Origin of the sequence: Tessaracoccus sp. OH4464_COT-324 (assembly GCF_003932855.1) — a bacterium.
GTDB lineage: Bacteria > Actinomycetota > Actinomycetes > Propionibacteriales > Propionibacteriaceae > Arachnia.
Map to the genome: position 1 here is coordinate 1 of NZ_RQYZ01000015.1, position 14,944 is coordinate 14,944.

Sequence of the window (14,944 nt, forward strand, 5' to 3'; positions counted from 1 at the left end):
TGGTGACGGTGGGTCGGATCCAGGAGAGTCTGTCGAAGATTGCTCCCGCGATTGCGAAGACTCAGGAGGTGTTGCGTTCCGCGGCGGAGACGTGCGTCGAGGTGGCCAACACCATCATCGACCTGTTCAAATCGCTGATCGAGTTCTTGATCAACACCTCCGTGGTGTCCGCTGTTCTGGCCATCTTCACCTTCGGCCTATCCATGGCCGCACAGGTGGCAGCGGTCCTGGCGAAAGGTTTGAGCACCTTGGCCAAGGTGAAGCGAGTGGTTGACCGAATGGCCAAGGTGCTGATCAAACTTGCCGAGTTCATGGAGAGGCTCGCCGGATGGCTTCGGGATATTTCGGACGAGCTGAAAGCTCTGCGGGAGCTGGTCAAAGGCAAGCAAAAGTTCGCCACATTCAAGGAATCTCTCATGCATTTCGCCAAGCAGCAGGCCGCCACGTTTGGCACGAAAACAGCGATAAACCCCGTCCTGAGCGGGGTGGGGGCGCCCTTCAGGATGCCCGGCGGAGTGGGCGAACTGTGGGAGGGCTACAAGCACCACGACAGCGCGCTCGACTCGTCGCAGGACGCCGTCGATTCCGCCACCGGAGTCCCCGGCCGCTGAACGAGCTGGGGGCGGCAGAATGCCGCCCCCAGCACTCAGCCAAGCAACGCCGAACGCAACACGTCGAGGCCAACCGAACCCACGTCGAGAGCCCGACGGTGGAACGCCTTCAGATCGAAGGCGGCGCCCTCGCGCGCCGACAACTCATCGCGGATCTGTTCCCACAGGCGCTGACCGATCTTGTAGGACGGGGCCTGCCCCGGCCAACCCAGGTAACGGTGCAGCTCGAAGCGCAGGAAGTCGTCGCCGGCCCCCGCGTTCGCCTTCAGGAAATCCCACGCGCGCTCGTAGCTCCACTCGCCCCCGTCCGGGTGCGGCAGGCCAAGATGGAAGCCGATATCCAGCACCACGCGGGCCGCGCGCATCCGCTGGCCGTCGAGCATGCCGAGGTAGTCGCCCGGCTCGTCGAGATAGCCCAGCGAATGCATCAGCCGCTCCGCGTACAGCGCCCAGCCCTCGCCGTGCCCGGACACCCAGCACACGTTGCGTCGCCACGAATTGAGCAGATCCGAACGGTAAACGGCCTGCGCCAGTTGCAGGTGATGGCCCGGCACACCCTCGTGATACACGGTGGTCTTCTCCAGCCAGGTGGTGAACTCGCTCACCCCCTCCGGCACCGACCACCACATGCGGCCGGGGCGGGAGAAGTCGTCGCTCGGCCCCGTGTAGTAGATGCCGCCCGTAGCGGTGGGGGCGATGCAGCACTCCAGCCTGCGCACCGGCTCCGGGATGTCGAAGTGCTCCCGGCCCAGCTCCTCGATGGCCGCGTCGGAGGTGGCCTGCATCCAATGCTGCAGGGCATCCACCCCCACGAGCTTGCGCGCGGGATCATTGTTCAGCAGCTCGATCGCCGCCTCGACGGTGGTGCCCGGCCCGCCGATCCGCTCGGCCACCTGGCCCTGCTCCGCGACGATCCGGGCCAGCTCCTCCTGCCCCCAGCGGTACGTCTCGTCGAAATCCACCCCCGCGCCCAAGAAGAGCCGGGAGAAACGCGCGTAGCGCTCGCGGCCGACGGCATCGGCGTCGGCGCCGCTCGGGCGCAGCTCGCGCAGCCCCTCGGCCAGCAGGCCGAACGCGGCGCGCGCCGACTCCGCGGCGGCGGCCAACTCGTCGCGCAATCCGCCCGGCAGCTCCCCCTCCTCGGGGCGGGCCCCGGCGGCGAAGGAAGCCCAGAACCCGTCGGGGCGCGCATAGTTATCGGTTTGCTCCGCGCAAATGTCGAACTGGCGCTTGGCGGGTCGCACCGTGGCCGCGCGCAGCGAGGCGAGGTAGCCGTCGGCGGCCTCCGGCACGCGGCGCATCCGCTCGGCGATCACCTCCCACTGCTCGACGGTTGCGGTGGGCATCAGGTCGAACACGTCGCGCAGCGCCTGCAGCGGGGAGGAAATGTTATTCAGCGCCGCCAGTGTCTCGCCCGCCTCGTGCAGCTCAAGCTGCAACCCCAGCCGCTCGCGCATCGCCGCGCGGGTGACGCGGTCCACATCGTCCACGTCCGCGGTGGCGTCCACGGCGGCCAGCGTCGCGCGATCCAGCTCGGCGCGGGCGGCGTGGCCGTCGGGGGAATAGTCGGTGAGCAGGTGATCGTGTCCGGGCAGGCCGATCGACGTGGCGGCTATCGGGTCGAGGTCTGCGAGTTTGGCGACGTAGCCGTCGGCCACGGCATCAAGCGGAGTCTTTTCGCGAGTCATGCCACCAACCTAGCGGTTACCCGGGGCGCGCCGCGCCAGCCGTCGGGCATGGGAGGATGAGGCCCGAGGAGGAAAAAGTGGACTGGTTGGTGCTGGTGCTCTCGGGCGCGCTGGAGGCGGTCTGGGCCACAGCGCTCAGCATGTCCGACGGGTTCCGCCGCCGCATCCCCGCGCTCGTCTTCGCACTGGCGGCCCCGGCGTCGCTGGCTGGCCTCGGGTACGCGCTGCTGACGATCCCGACGGGCACCGCCTACGCGGCGTGGACGAGCATCGGGGCGGCGCTCACCGTCGGGGTGGCGATGTGGCGCGGCGAGGAGCCGGCCAGCCTCGCCCGGCTCGGGTTGATCGTCGCGGTGGTGGGGTGCGTCGTCGGGCTGAAGGTGGCGACGTGAGGGCGTGGGCGATCCTGCTGGCCAGCGCGTGCCTGGAGGCGGTGTGGGCGAGCGCGCTGGCAGCGAGCGCCGGCCTGACCAGGCTTTGGCCCAGCCTCCTGTTCGTCGTCGCGACGGCCGCCTCCACCTACGGGCTCGCGGTGGCGATGCGCTCGATCCCGACAGGCACCGCCTACGCGGTGTGGACGAGCGTCGGCACGGTGCTCACGGTGGGCTACGCCGTCGCGGCCGGCCGGGAACAGCTGAGCTTTACCAAGGCGGCACTGTTGCTGGGTATCGTCGGGTGTGTCGTCGGGCTCAAAGCGCTGAGCCCGGGCCCGGATGGTGGAGGAGAGCAATGCCGAAACGAGAGGTGACGCCCAACCCGGTGGCGGGCGAGCCGCGGGCGGCGCTGTTCGTCACCGACGTGGCGCACCTGGCGAAGGGCGAGGTGTTGGCGGCGCCGGGCACCGTCGGGCCGCTCCTCCAGTACGGGGTGCTGACCCGGGTCGAGGTGGCCGACGGCGGGGTGCGGGTGTGGCTGGCCGAGGAACACAGCTGGACCGACCACGGGCCGCGCATCCGCGACGCGATCCGGCTGGCGGTGGACCTAGACGGCTGGGAAGTCTGCTAGGCCGGCTCCGGCTCCGGCTCGACGGCCGCCGCTGCGGGGTGGTTCTTCGCGGGCCCGACGGTCAGCGCGGCTATGCCGGTGGTGATCGGCACCGACAGGATCAGGCCGATGGCCGAGCCCAGGGTGCGGACGATCTCGCTGGCGAACAGCTCGCGGTTGAGCAGGTTGGCCCACGAGTCCGTGGTGAAGAACACCACCATCACCACCACGAGGGCGCTGCCCGCGTAGGCGAACACGATGGTGTAGATGGTGGAGGCGATGTGGTCGCGGCCGATGCGCATGCCGGAGGCGAAGATGTCGCGGCGGCGCATGTGCGGGGCGGCCGCGCGCAGCTCGAACACCGCCGACGACTGGGTGATCGTCGTGTCGTTGAGCACACCCAGGCCGCCGATGATGATCGCCGCGATCAGCAGCTCCTTGAAGTCCAGGTTGGGTGCGAGCTGCAGCAGATCCCACTCGGTCTCGTCGGCGAACCCGGTCAGCCTGGCCGCCGCGACGCTCGCGGCCCCCAGCCCGGCGGTGACCGCCAGCCCCAGCATGGTGCCGGCCAGCGCCGTCGATGTTCGGATCGATACGCCATGCGCCACGTAGAGCACCACGAACATGATCGCGGTGGAGCCGACCAGCGCTACCAGCACCCCGGGTTTGCCCAACAGGATCGCGGGGATGATGAACGCGACGAGCACGCCGCCCGCTACCGCCAACCCCAGCAGCGCGAACAGGCCCTTCCACCGCGCGACGGCCACCACCGTCGCCACGAACAGCAGGCCCAACACGATGAACACGGGGATGCGGTTGATGCCCTTGTAGACGTAGATCGTGCCGTCCGGGGTGTTCATTCGGGTGATCTCGACGGTGTCGCCCACCTTCAGCCCGGCGTGCGAGGGCGGCCCGGCCACCTCGAAGCTGGCCTGCTCACCGGCGTCCGGGCCGCCGGCCACGGTCACGGTGAGGGTGAGGCAGTCGAGCTCGCCCACGTCGGGCGAGAACTGGTTCACGCACTTCCCCTCGATCCCGACGATGGTGCCGGTGGTCTCGACCACACCCTCAGCAGCGGGGATCTTCCTGATCCCCGCCTGGATTTCGCTGGATGTCGGCCAGAGCCAGAGCAGGCCCGCGACCGTCACAACGGCCAGCGCGCCCAGGAACCCGACGAGCACCCGCTTGGCGAGCACCCCTACCTCGACCTGTGGAGCTGAGTGTGAATGACCCATGCCAGCACACTACTGTTTCGCCCCAACAAGCCAGCGGCGGCGCGACCGCCGGGCGGGTCGTCGGCTGGCATACTGGGCGGCGATGGAAAACACCTGCTACCGACACGCGTCACGCACCGCCCGCATCGTCTGCCAGCGCTGCGACCGGCCGATCTGCCCGGACTGCATGATCCAGGGCTCGGTCGGTTTCCACTGCCCGGAGTGCGTGCGCAACGCGCCGCAACCCAGGGTGCGGGTTCGTCGGTTCGAAGCGAATCAGGCCACGTCGCTCGCGCTGATCGGGCTCAACGTGGCCGTCTGGTTGGCCATCCTGGTCTCCGGCTGGTCGCGCAGCCCGCTGATCCAGTGGCTGGCGCTGACGCCGGAGGGGGCGTGCGTCGTCGACGCGGAGACGCTGCTGCTGGCAGATGCCGCCGCGTGCGTTGAGGCGGGGTTCCATTGGGTGCCCGGCGTCGCCACAGGCGCGTTCTGGCAGCCGCTGACCAGCGCGTTCTCGCACGTCGAGCTGTGGCACATCGGCTTCAACATGATGGCGCTGTTCGTTCTCGGCCCGCAGCTCGAACGGATGATGGGACGCTGGCGCTTCCTCGCGGTGTACCTGTTCTCCGCGCTCACCGCGAGCGCCGTGGTGGTGGCCTTCTCGGAGCCGCACACGCTCACGTTGGGGGCCTCCGGGTCGCTGTTCGGGATGATGGGTGCGGTGCTCGTGATCACGCTCAAGCAGGGGCACAACCCGAAGGCGGTGCTGTTCTGGCTCGGCCTGAACGCCGTCATCACTTTCGTGGTGCCGAACGTGTCCTGGCAGGGCCACCTGGGTGGTCTGCTCGGCGGGATCGCGGTTACGGCTCTGCTGGTTTATCTGCCCAGGAGGCTGCGGAGGCTGGAGTGGGTTTTCACGGCGCTGGCGACGGTGGCCGTCCTAGGCGCCATCGCCGCCACCGCGCTGCTGCGTTTCTGGTGAGTCCGGCGTCGGGCACAGCGGGCCTTGAACCTTGGGGAGATGGACGCACGGGTCCGCTACAGTCTAAGCATGACTGAAAGCGGGTCGAATGGAGGCTGGGGTGCCAGCGCCCCACGGGTGGACCAGCGCAGCCCCGGTGCGCAGTACGTGGCGGATCAGCACGTCATCGAGTACGTAGAGCCGCAGAAGCCGCCGCTGGTGTGGCTGGCGCTGAGTTTGGTGCTCTCCCTCGCCGGGCTGGTGATGGCCCTGGCGCTCAAGGGCGCGACGATGGGCCTGGTGGCCTGGGTTCTCGCCGGCCCGCTGGCGATCTCGATGGTGGGTGTGTACAACGCCGCTGACATGAAGCGGCGGGAATCCGGCTGGTACGCGCCATCCGGCTTGGCCGACTGGGGCCGGCGGTTGGCCGTTCTGCTTGCCCTGGTGGCCGTGGGTTTCGCGGCCTGGCTGGTGGCAAATGACGTTGCGAGGGGGACCTGGACATGAAGCTGAGGACGATCGTCGGGATTTTCCTGGCCGCTTTCTTCCTGCTGCCGGTCCTGCCTCCCGCGGCGGCCGACGACACCGCGCCGACCTCGCCGGTGGGCCGGTTCAGCGCGTGTGTGCGCGGCGGCGGGCAGGGCCGGGTGCTGCTGCTGATGGACCGCTCCGGCTCACTGCGGGTCACCGATCCCCAGGCCGCCCGGGTGACGGCGGCCAACCATTTTGTCGGCGGCCTGGCGCGCACGCTGGGGGAGCAGAAAGAGTCGACGATTCGGATCGCGGTCAGCGGCTTCGACATCGGCTACGAGAAGACCCTCGACTGGACCGAGCTTAACGCGGGGAGCTTGCCGCAGGTGCAGGCGGACATCGCATCCTATGCCCAGCGCAACACCGGGCAGGACACCGACTACTGGATGGCCGCCGACGGCGCGCGCCGCGAGCTGGCCAGCGAACTGGGCGGCGGCAAGGGCTGTGCGCTGTTGGTGTGGTTTTCTGATGGCCAGTTCGACGTGCCCGTGCGGATCAGCCCGGAGAACTTCGAATCGCTGGGCGGGGCCAAGCCCTACGCTCCCGACAACAAGCTGGACACCCTGGAGGCGGTGCGTGAGGCCATGGACATGGGCATCACCGACCTCTGCCGGCCCGGCGGCGTCGCGGATCAGCTGCGCAGCCTGGAGATTGTCAGCCTGGGCATCGGGCTGGCGCCGGACGGAAACGCGGACACCTTCAACCTGATGCGGGGGTTCACCTCCGGCGAGGGCATGCAGTGCGGGGAGAAGACGGACCCGCCGCCGGGCCAGTTCGTGATGGCCTCCAACATCGACGACCTGATTTTCGCCTTCCAGCAGGGCACGATGAGCAACCCGGAGCCCCCGGTGGAGACTGGACTGTGCACGGAGGGTGAGGAGCCGTGCGCGGAGGGTACCCGGGATTTCGTCCTCGACGATTCCATCGGCGGGGTGGACGCCATCGCCACGGTGCCCAAGGAGGGCGACCGGGTGCTGTTGCAGACCCGCACCGGTGAACTGCTGAAACTTGAAGGGGACTCCGGGGAAGCGAAGACCAGCGGGGCTGTCATCAAATGGCAGCGCATGACCGCGCTCACCACGTCGATTCGGATGGAGCGCGACGGCAAGGCGCCCGAGTGGGTGGGGCCGTGGGGGCTCGTCTTCGTCAGCCCGAAGCAGACCGAAGAGACGGCCAAGTCGCTGCTCAAACTGATTGGCGACGTCCGTCCAGTTGTGGAGGGATTCGATACGCTCAGCGTGCAGTCGGGTGGCGATCCCGTCGACTTGCGGATCTCCCTGCACAACCACGTGGGGGACCAGGTGGATCCCGCCATCCTCTCGGAGGGCTCGACGCTCAGCGCGATGCTCGTCACCAGCGACGGCAAGACCACCGAGCTGGCCAGCAAGCTGCAGGTCCGGGAGCTGGCTAAGCCCCTGAAGCTTGAGCCGAAGCTGCTTGAGCCGGGGGCCGCCCGAATCAACCTTCGGCTGGAGGTGCGCACCCGCGATTGGGAGGGCGATGGCCGGAAGGTGCCCGGCACCAAGCTGGAGCCCGTCGACTCGTCCTTGCTTTTCCAGGTGCAGCCCCCCGGCGAATACCCGACGATCGCGGACCGCGTCGATTTCGGCGCCACGGAATCCCCCGATCCGATCACCAGGACGCTGCCGCTAAACGGCAGCGGGTGCGCGTGGCTGGATCCCGATGTCCAGTTCACTGGTTTCCCCGCCGAGGTGACCTCGCCGCGGCTCACCACCCCGGCCCAATCGAAGGAGACTTGCTCCGCCTCGGGCCTGGAGCTGACACTCAACCCGGGCGCGGTGGGCAACGGGGCGCTCGTGGGAGAAGCCAAGGTTTGGTTGACCTCCGAGACCAACGGCGAACCCATCGCCGTGCCGCTCTCCTTCGAGCTGCAAATGAGCCGGCCCGCGTCGCAGCCGGTGCTGTGGAGCACCCTCGTCGGGCTCACCCTGCTGGGCGTGCTGATCCCGGTGCTCCTGCTCTACGTCGTCAAGTACGTCAACGCCGGCATCCCCGGGCAGTCGCTATTCGCGCAGCAGGTGCGCGGGCAGGTGACGGAGGGCGGATCCTTCGCCGACGCCGGGCTCGGCCTGGACGTCTCGCAGATGCAGATCCGCCACCTCGTCAACGGGCGTCGGCGCGTGGACATCGCGGGCGTCATGCTGCGGGCAAAGATGGGCCTGGCGCCCACCGAGCCGGGATACGTCGTGGTGGATCAACCCGGCCGGGCGGCCGGGGGCCGGACCATCATGTCGAGCATCGGCGATCGGGCGCGGCTCCCGTTGGCGGTGCAGGGCAACTGGACGGTGGCGCTCGACCCGGAACGCCCACACAGCGGCGACGTGACCGTCACGGTCTTCACTAGTGCCGGGGCCCCCGGCCTGAAGGAGCTGGAGGCGGACGTGCGCAGCAACCTGCGCGACGCCGTCGCGAAACTGCGCTCGGGGCTGCCGCCGGAGCCGGGCGCACCAGATCCGTGGGGAGCCGGCCCTTCCGGCCCCGGGGGCGGCTCCGGCGGGTGGAGCACCCCGCCGAGTGCGCCGAGCGCCGGCGGCTGGGACGCGCCGCCGACGACCCCGACACAGTCCGGCTGGGGCGCGCCGCCAGCCCAGCCCCCCGCCCAAAGCGGGTGGGACGGGATGCAGACGCAGATTCAGCCCACCCAGCCTGGGTGGGGCGGCCCGGCTCAGCCGCAGCAACCCGGCTGGGGCGCGCCACCGAACCAGCCGCAGCAGCCCGGCTGGGGTGGCCCCGCCCAGCCGCAGCAGCCGCCCGGTGGGCAGAATTGGAACGGCAACTCAAACCCGCATCCCCCGCTCGGCGGCGGATGGTGATGACAAGTTAAGGAAGCAAGACAGTGCGTAGATTCCTACTAGTTGGCTGTGGCGGCTCGGGCGGCACCACGCTGCGGCTGCTCATCGACCAGCTCCGTGCCGATCTTCGGGCGCGCGGGATTTCCGAGTTGCCCGACGCCTGGCAGTTCGTGCACATCGACGTTCCCGTCGACCCCGACAAGGGGCCCGAGCCGCTGGGCAGCATCCAGGACATGGGCGGGCACTATGTGTCCTTCTCCTCCCCGTCCAACTCCTTCCTGCAGACGGCTAACACCGTGGAGGCGCAGCTGTCGAACAAAGGGCGCAACTACGTCGGGCTGGTCGGCTGGGCGCCGCGCAACCCCGCCGCCGCGAACACCATCCCTGTGACCTCCGGCGCCGGCCAGTACCGCGCCGTCGGGCGCATGCTGACCCTGCCGAGGCTGAGCCAGCTGCGCGAGACTCTGGTGCGGGCGCAGGCCAAGTCGGTGGCGCCCGGGGCGTGGGGACAGATCCCGGTGCACGAGCAGTCGAGCGAGGTCATCATCCCGATCGTCGTGGGCTCGATGGCCGGCGGCTCGGGCGCGTCGATGTTCCTCGACGTGGCGCGGCTGCTCGGCACGCTGCCGGGCGTCAAGAGCCAGAACATCGGCTGCTTCCTCTACACCGCCGACGTGTTCGCGCAACTCGACGAGGGAAAGCGGTCGAACATCGAAGGCAACGCGATGGCCGCGCTGCCGGAGATCATCGCCGCGATCGCCCGCACGGCCGAGGGATTCGACGTCGCCACGTACACGTCGCTGGGCATCCCGGTGAACACCAACACCCCGCCCTTTGCGCGTGTGTTCCCGATCGGCTCCAAGATCGGGGGCTCGGGCGCCTACTTCGGCGACGGCTCCCAGGAGTCGGTGTATCGCGGCATCGCCCGCGCGCTGGCGGGCACCATGCTCTCCGAGCGGGCGTCACGGCAGTACCTCGACTTCATGCTGGGCAACCCCAACCCGTTGACCAGCCTGAACCAGAAGTTCGGGTGGCGGATCGACCCGCTGGCGCTGCCGTTCGGCTCCCTGGGCTTCGCCAGCCTGTCCCTGGGCCGTGACCGCTACCTCGATTACGCCGCCCAGCGGCTGGCCCGCAGCGCCTCGGAGCACCTCGTCGCGGGCCACATCAACCCGACGAGCCAGCTGCCCGGCAACGACCAGCTGCGCCAGCTGATGGACAACCAGATCGGCGCCTCGCTCAGCTTCGTCGGCCTGCCGCAGAACGATCAGGCCGTCTCCGACTGGTTCCAGACGATGGCCTTCCAGCAGCCGGTGTGGGAGGCGATGGCCCGCGAGGCGGGCGGCCCGGCCTTCGCGACGATCACGAACTCGGGGTCAGCGCCCGCCGCGCAGTGGCTGAGCACGGTCGCGCTGTCGCTGGGCCAGCTGCGTGAGCAGTCGCGCAACCACGCCCGGCGCAACGCCTACGCCTGGGCCGAGGGATGGTCGGAGCAGCTGGAGGCCGCGACCCGCGCCGAGTTCCTGCGCGTCGCCGGCCATTTCGGACTGCCCTACGCGCGCGAGCTGATGAGCAGGCTGCGCATGCGGGTGGACCAGATCATCGGGGAACTGGCCCAGGCGGGTGCCTCCGCCGACGGCCTGGATCCGCTGGGCATCGACCCGACGGTGGCGATGCAGGCGCAGTCCCTGGGCAAGAGGATCGTCGACATGACCCACCCGATCGGGCAGATGGTGGTGCGCTCGCTGTCGAACTCCCTGGAGCGGGTGCAACGCCTCGAAGGCGCGCGCATCGCAGCCGAGGTGCTGCGCTGCTACGCGATCGACGTGCTCGGCGCGCTGGAGCGGGCCGCCAACGACTCCCTGCACCTGCTGGAGGTGGAGCGCGCGAAGACCTCCTCGGGCGCGGGCCTGGCACAGCTGCATTCGGAGGTGTTCGCCGACTGGCCCGACGAGAGCGATCGCGTGCCGTTGCGGTTCAACCACGCGGAGAACGAGGTGCTGCTCACCACCGCGAACGATTTCCCGAACCAGTTCCACAGCGACGTCGTCGCCTCCACGCAGGGCCAGCTCGGCTACCAGGCGGCGCTGGCGAAGATCCGGTTCGAGGCCACCCGCGGTGAGTGGGAGACCACCGGGGCCAAACAGAACCACGACGTGCTGAAGCAGATCAGCCACTGGCGACCGCAGGCGCTGCCGTGGCGGGCTGCGGACGGGCAGCCTACCCCCGAGGCGAAACCGAACTATTCGCTGCTTATGACCCACGCCGACCTCCTGCATCGCGCCCAGGCCCGCCTGAGCGCGAAGGGCGATGTGTTTGCCGCGTTCGCGGGCCAGTCGATCTCTGACTACCTGGACGACCCCCAGGTGAACGTGATTGACCGCCAGCAGCGTCAGGAGTCGTTCGCGACGAAGCTGTTGGAGGCGATGGAGAAGGCGAAGCCCGTGGTGGGCATCGATGTCAACATGGCAACGCGGCTGCACGGCACCGACATCAAGTTCGTCTACTCCTTCTCCGACATCCCGATCGGCACCGAGCACCCGGTCAGCCAGAACGTGCTGCAGCGCCTGCGCGGCAACCCCACGCTCGACCCGACCAGCGTCGAGAACTTCGAGGATTCCCTGGTGGGGGCCATCTCCAACGCGGGCAAGGTCAACATCTTCGGCTCCTACCAGAAAGTATCCCCGCTGTGCTTTACGTCGCTGCTGGAGCCCATCCAATCGCGGTGGGCGAAGGCACCGCTGATCGCCCAGCGCAACCTATGGCAGTGGAAACGCACCCGCCCGCTCGCCGCTGCGGTCGCGATGTCGCCCGACGAGCTGATCCGCGTCATCTCCGGCTGGTACCTGGGCCGACTCGTCGGCCTCGTCCGGCAGGACGCGACCGGCAAGGCCTCCGTCGCCACCCCCGACGGCTGGGCAGACTTCGGTGACCTCCTGACCAGCGAGGACACCCAGGTGCGCACCCCGCACGACGTGCTGCCGGCCGTGCTGATGAGCCACGCCTGGGCGTTCGTGCGCTGCGTGGGTGACGCCGACCTGACGCCGCTCACCCCCTACGATGCGCTGCGCCGACTCGTGGACACCGCGGACTCCAACGCGCACTCGGGCGACGTCGACTCGCTCCAGGGCGTGGAGCTGCTCAGGGCCGCTTTCTACGACCGCCCGATGCAGATCGACGGCGACCGGCTGCCGTGCGACGGGCCCAGCCCGGTGCTGACGAGAGCCGAAGCCGGCGAGGGGGCGCTCGGAGTCGCGCGCGCCGAGGCGGCGCTGAAGTGGGTGGAAGGGCTGCGGCTGCTGTATGCGCAGCAGTGGGGCCAGGCCGACGACGGCGTCATCCGCGACGACAACATCCGGGCCTACCAGCTGGATTTGCCGCTGGCCAAGGTGCGCGAGCTGGGTCTGATGGCCGAGCTGGCCCCCTACGCGATGCCTGCCCTTGAGCTGTTGCGCGACATGATCCAGGCGGCCAAGCAGGACGATTCAACGGGTGCCGGCGATGATGTCTGGGTCTGACTACGTCGTCATCGCAGCGAGGCGCCCGCTGGCGGTCGCGCTGCAGGGCATACTGCGCGACTGGGTGCTGCAGGGTGTCGTGAGCCCGTGCCGGATCGTGGATCTCGACTCCCTCCAACCCCAACAGGACACGGTGCCCGCTTTCTCCCTCTCACAGGCGGGCTGCCGCGGGGTGTCGATCCGGCAGGAGCTGAGCGGGTTGCGCGTGGCGCGGGTGCGGCTGTGCATCGTGGGCTGCGTCGATGAGGAAGACACCCGAGCACTGCGTGACCAGGCGATCGCGTTGCAGTCGCTGCTGCGTGAGTCGCTGCCGGGGGCTCCGACGGTGCTCATCAGCCTCACAGTCGGCAGCCCAAACTCGCAGTGGCAGTCGCGTTCGCTGGTGATGATTGGCTGGCACAACCTCGCGCTGGCGCCGGAACAGTCGGAGGCGCCCGGCCGCTCCGCCACTCCGCTGGCAGCCAGCCTCGCCAACCCGGCCTGGCACATGCTGGTGGCGGGGTCGCTGGCCGGCATCCTCGGCCTGTGGCCCGGGCAGCGGAAGGCACCGTTCGACCTCCGGCAGCCGCCAGCGGGCGAGCTGCTCACCCCGGTCAGGGTGTTCAGCCGGTCGCTGTCGTCGGGCTCCGTGCAGCAGGAACTGAGTTCCAGGCTGGTGTCGGTGGATGAGCGCTACCCGGCGCCGTACTACGATCGCCGGCTCTCCAGCATGGTCGACGACGAGGTGCCGCGCGCCGTCGAGATGGCCGAGCGCCTGTTCGAGAAGCACTCGTACATGATGCCCAGGGTGCGTCACGCCACCCCGCCGAAGCCGCCGTCGGATATCAGCGCGTGGGCGGCGGTGGGGCAGTTCCTGCGCTTCGTCGGCGACTCGCTGCGCCGTGTGCCGACGGAGATCGTCCGGGCGGCCAACCGGGCGGTCGCGCAGGGCGTGCAGAACATGGTCTACGGCGGCTCGGATTCCAGTTACGCGGTGGTGGTGGGCGGCGTTCGGGCGGACGGCTCGTCCGCGTCGTGGACTGATTACGAGCAGTCTCTCGACTCGGTGATCACCCGCTCCATGCAGGACCAGGGCGGCGACGGGGCGCAGCCGACGCTCGCGCCGATCCCGCAGCTCAGGCAGCTGTGGAGCGACTACGCGGCAGGCGGGCTGACCCTGCTGGATGCGGGGGAGCGGGTGGAGCACCTGCCCCCGATCCGCTCGGGCCAGCAGCGCTCGATCATCGCGACGACCGCGCGCGTCGCCCCCGATCCGACGAATGTGTTCAAGCTGCCGGCTTCGCTGGCGGCCTTCCTGCCCAACTGGGAGATCCAGCCCGGCGACGACATCGAGGTGGGGCGGCTCTTCGAGCGTTTCGAGGTGCTTTCCCGAAACCAGCCGCACCTGGCGCAGGAGATCAGCAACGAGCGCAACCGGTTGCGCCAGTGGGCGGAGGCCGCGCGCGCCTCGTACTCGGGTTTCGTGGGTGGCCGGCTGGCCGACGCGCACCGCAGCGTCATCCAGGAGCTGGATGAGCTCGACGGCAGGATCGAGCAGCTCAGCTCCCGACCACCCGAGGTGGATCAGACGGCTGACATCGAGGACAACATGGTCATGAAGGTTTCGGTGCTGAGCGCCGTGACCCTGTCCGTGGTGGCGATCCTGGTGGCCCTCATGGTGCTGGGCGTTTTCGCTTGGCCGTGGCTCATCGTCGGAATCTTCGCGGCGGGCCTGTCATGGCTGGTCGTGGGCGCGGTGAACCACATGAGTTCGTCGCGCCGGGTGTTCGAGGTGCTGAACCGCCGCAGGGCGGCGGACACCGAGTTGAGCGACGCCAAACAGCACCGGATCGAGGCCCTGGAGGATCTGCGCCGCATCTCGCGCGGCTACCGGCAGTACCTCGACTGGGCTCGCGTCTTCGGCGCGTTCGTGCACGCACCCTACGGCTACCCGCAGCAGCACACGGACAAGACGATCTCCGTCGGGCAAGGCCTGCCGCTGAACATCGGCATCGGGGTGGCGAAGTCCGACGAGGACGCCACCGACGCCGTGGCGGCCAACTGCCGCAGCCGCCTCTTCACTGCGGGCTGGCTGACGGATCCGTGGCGAGAGTTCCAGGAGACGCCGCTGCCCGGGCTGGGCACCCTGGAGCAGCAGCTTGCGCCGGATCGGCTCGCGATGCTGAGCCAAGACCCGGTGATCGAGGGCGAGCCGGTGCTGAGCCGCTGGAGCCGGGAGCTGGCGAGGGTGGCGCGTCAGCGCCCAGTCTCGGACGGAATGCGCCAGCGCGTGACCGGCCTCACGGTGGAGAACTCCGCGGCGCTCAACCAGCTGCTCACGCGGGTTCAGGTGTGTGATTCCGCCACCGGCCAGGCGCGGGAGGTGAACCGGGAGGAGTTCATCGCGGGGCTGGAGACGGAGGTTGCCGTGGACTCGTTCCAGCCGGGGCTGTTCGCGAAGGACTCCAGCGAGCTGGACGTGCGCCAGGTGCGGCAGAACCTTCCGCAGAACGACATGTTCGGGCTGGATCAGGCGATCGTGGTGGTGCAGCTGGGCGGCGACTTCATGGTCACGCAGTACGCGGGCACGCCGATCGTCGCAGGCTACACGCCGGAAATCCACGAGACCGGCGACTTCGTGTAGG

General features: G+C 69.2%; 11 protein-coding genes. 9 read left to right on the forward strand and 2 right to left on the reverse strand.

Annotated elements, in window-relative coordinates:
- On the forward strand, positions 1 to 611 hold a 611-nt coding region (locus EII42_RS12955; RefSeq protein ID WP_158676460.1), incomplete at its 5' end, for a hypothetical protein.
- A 35-nt stretch (positions 612 to 646) separates the two neighbouring features.
- On the opposite strand, the gene EII42_RS08715 is transcribed toward EII42_RS12955, so the two are convergent.
- Positions 647 to 2,299 (reverse strand): DUF885 domain-containing protein, encoded by a 1,653-nt coding sequence (locus tag EII42_RS08715; protein WP_125171738.1) that lies wholly within the window; start codon positions 2,297 to 2,299, stop codon positions 647 to 649.
- A 77-nt stretch (positions 2,300 to 2,376) separates the two neighbouring features.
- On the opposite strand from EII42_RS08715, the gene EII42_RS08720 reads away from it, so the two are divergent.
- The 3 genes from EII42_RS08720 to EII42_RS08730 are packed head-to-tail and all read left to right on the forward strand — an operon-like array spanning position 2,377 to position 3,304.
- Entirely contained in the window at positions 2,377 to 2,691 is a 315-nt protein-coding gene (locus tag EII42_RS08720) for a multidrug efflux SMR transporter (protein WP_199729842.1), read from the forward strand.
- Entirely contained in the window at positions 2,688 to 3,047 is a 360-nt protein-coding gene (locus tag EII42_RS08725; RefSeq protein WP_125171740.1) for a multidrug efflux SMR transporter, read from the forward strand. The genes EII42_RS08720 and EII42_RS08725 overlap by 4 nt, the downstream gene beginning before the upstream one ends.
- Complete coding sequence (locus tag EII42_RS08730) at positions 3,029 to 3,304, forward strand: hypothetical protein (protein WP_125171741.1); 276 nt, start codon at positions 3,029 to 3,031, stop codon at positions 3,302 to 3,304. Before EII42_RS08725 ends, EII42_RS08730 begins: the two co-directional genes overlap by 19 nt.
- Here EII42_RS08730 and EII42_RS08735 read toward each other — a convergent pair.
- Positions 3,301 to 4,518 (reverse strand): YibE/F family protein, encoded by a 1,218-nt coding sequence (locus tag EII42_RS08735; protein ID WP_125171742.1) that lies wholly within the window; start codon positions 4,516 to 4,518, stop codon positions 3,301 to 3,303. The genes EII42_RS08730 and EII42_RS08735 overlap by 4 nt on opposite strands.
- On the opposite strand from EII42_RS08735, the gene EII42_RS08740 reads away from it, so the two are divergent.
- The 5 genes from EII42_RS08740 (at position 4,517) to EII42_RS08760 (ending at position 14,943) form a co-directional block, all read left to right on the forward strand.
- A complete protein-coding gene (locus EII42_RS08740; protein ID WP_233558331.1) occupies positions 4,517 to 5,479 on the forward strand; it encodes a rhomboid family intramembrane serine protease in 963 nt (320 codons plus the stop codon). The two genes, EII42_RS08735 and EII42_RS08740, sit on opposite strands and share 2 nt — an antisense overlap.
- Before the next feature lie 69 nt (positions 5,480 to 5,548).
- On the forward strand, positions 5,549 to 5,965 hold the full coding sequence (locus EII42_RS08745) for a hypothetical protein (protein ID WP_125171743.1): 417 nt from the start codon (positions 5,549 to 5,551) through the stop codon (positions 5,963 to 5,965).
- Positions 5,962 to 8,823 (forward strand): hypothetical protein, encoded by a 2,862-nt coding sequence (locus EII42_RS08750; protein ID WP_125171744.1) that lies wholly within the window; start codon positions 5,962 to 5,964, stop codon positions 8,821 to 8,823. Before EII42_RS08745 ends, EII42_RS08750 begins: the two co-directional genes overlap by 4 nt.
- 23 nt (positions 8,824 to 8,846) lie before the next feature.
- A complete protein-coding gene (locus EII42_RS08755) occupies positions 8,847 to 12,320 on the forward strand; it encodes a tubulin-like doman-containing protein (RefSeq protein WP_125171745.1) in 3,474 nt (1,157 codons plus the stop codon).
- The gene (locus tag EII42_RS08760) at positions 12,304 to 14,943 is read left to right on the forward strand and encodes a hypothetical protein (RefSeq protein ID WP_125171746.1); all 2,640 of its coding nucleotides are present in this window, start codon (positions 12,304 to 12,306) and stop codon (positions 14,941 to 14,943) included. The genes EII42_RS08755 and EII42_RS08760 overlap by 17 nt, the downstream gene beginning before the upstream one ends.
- Position 14,944: the final 1 nt, after the last annotated feature.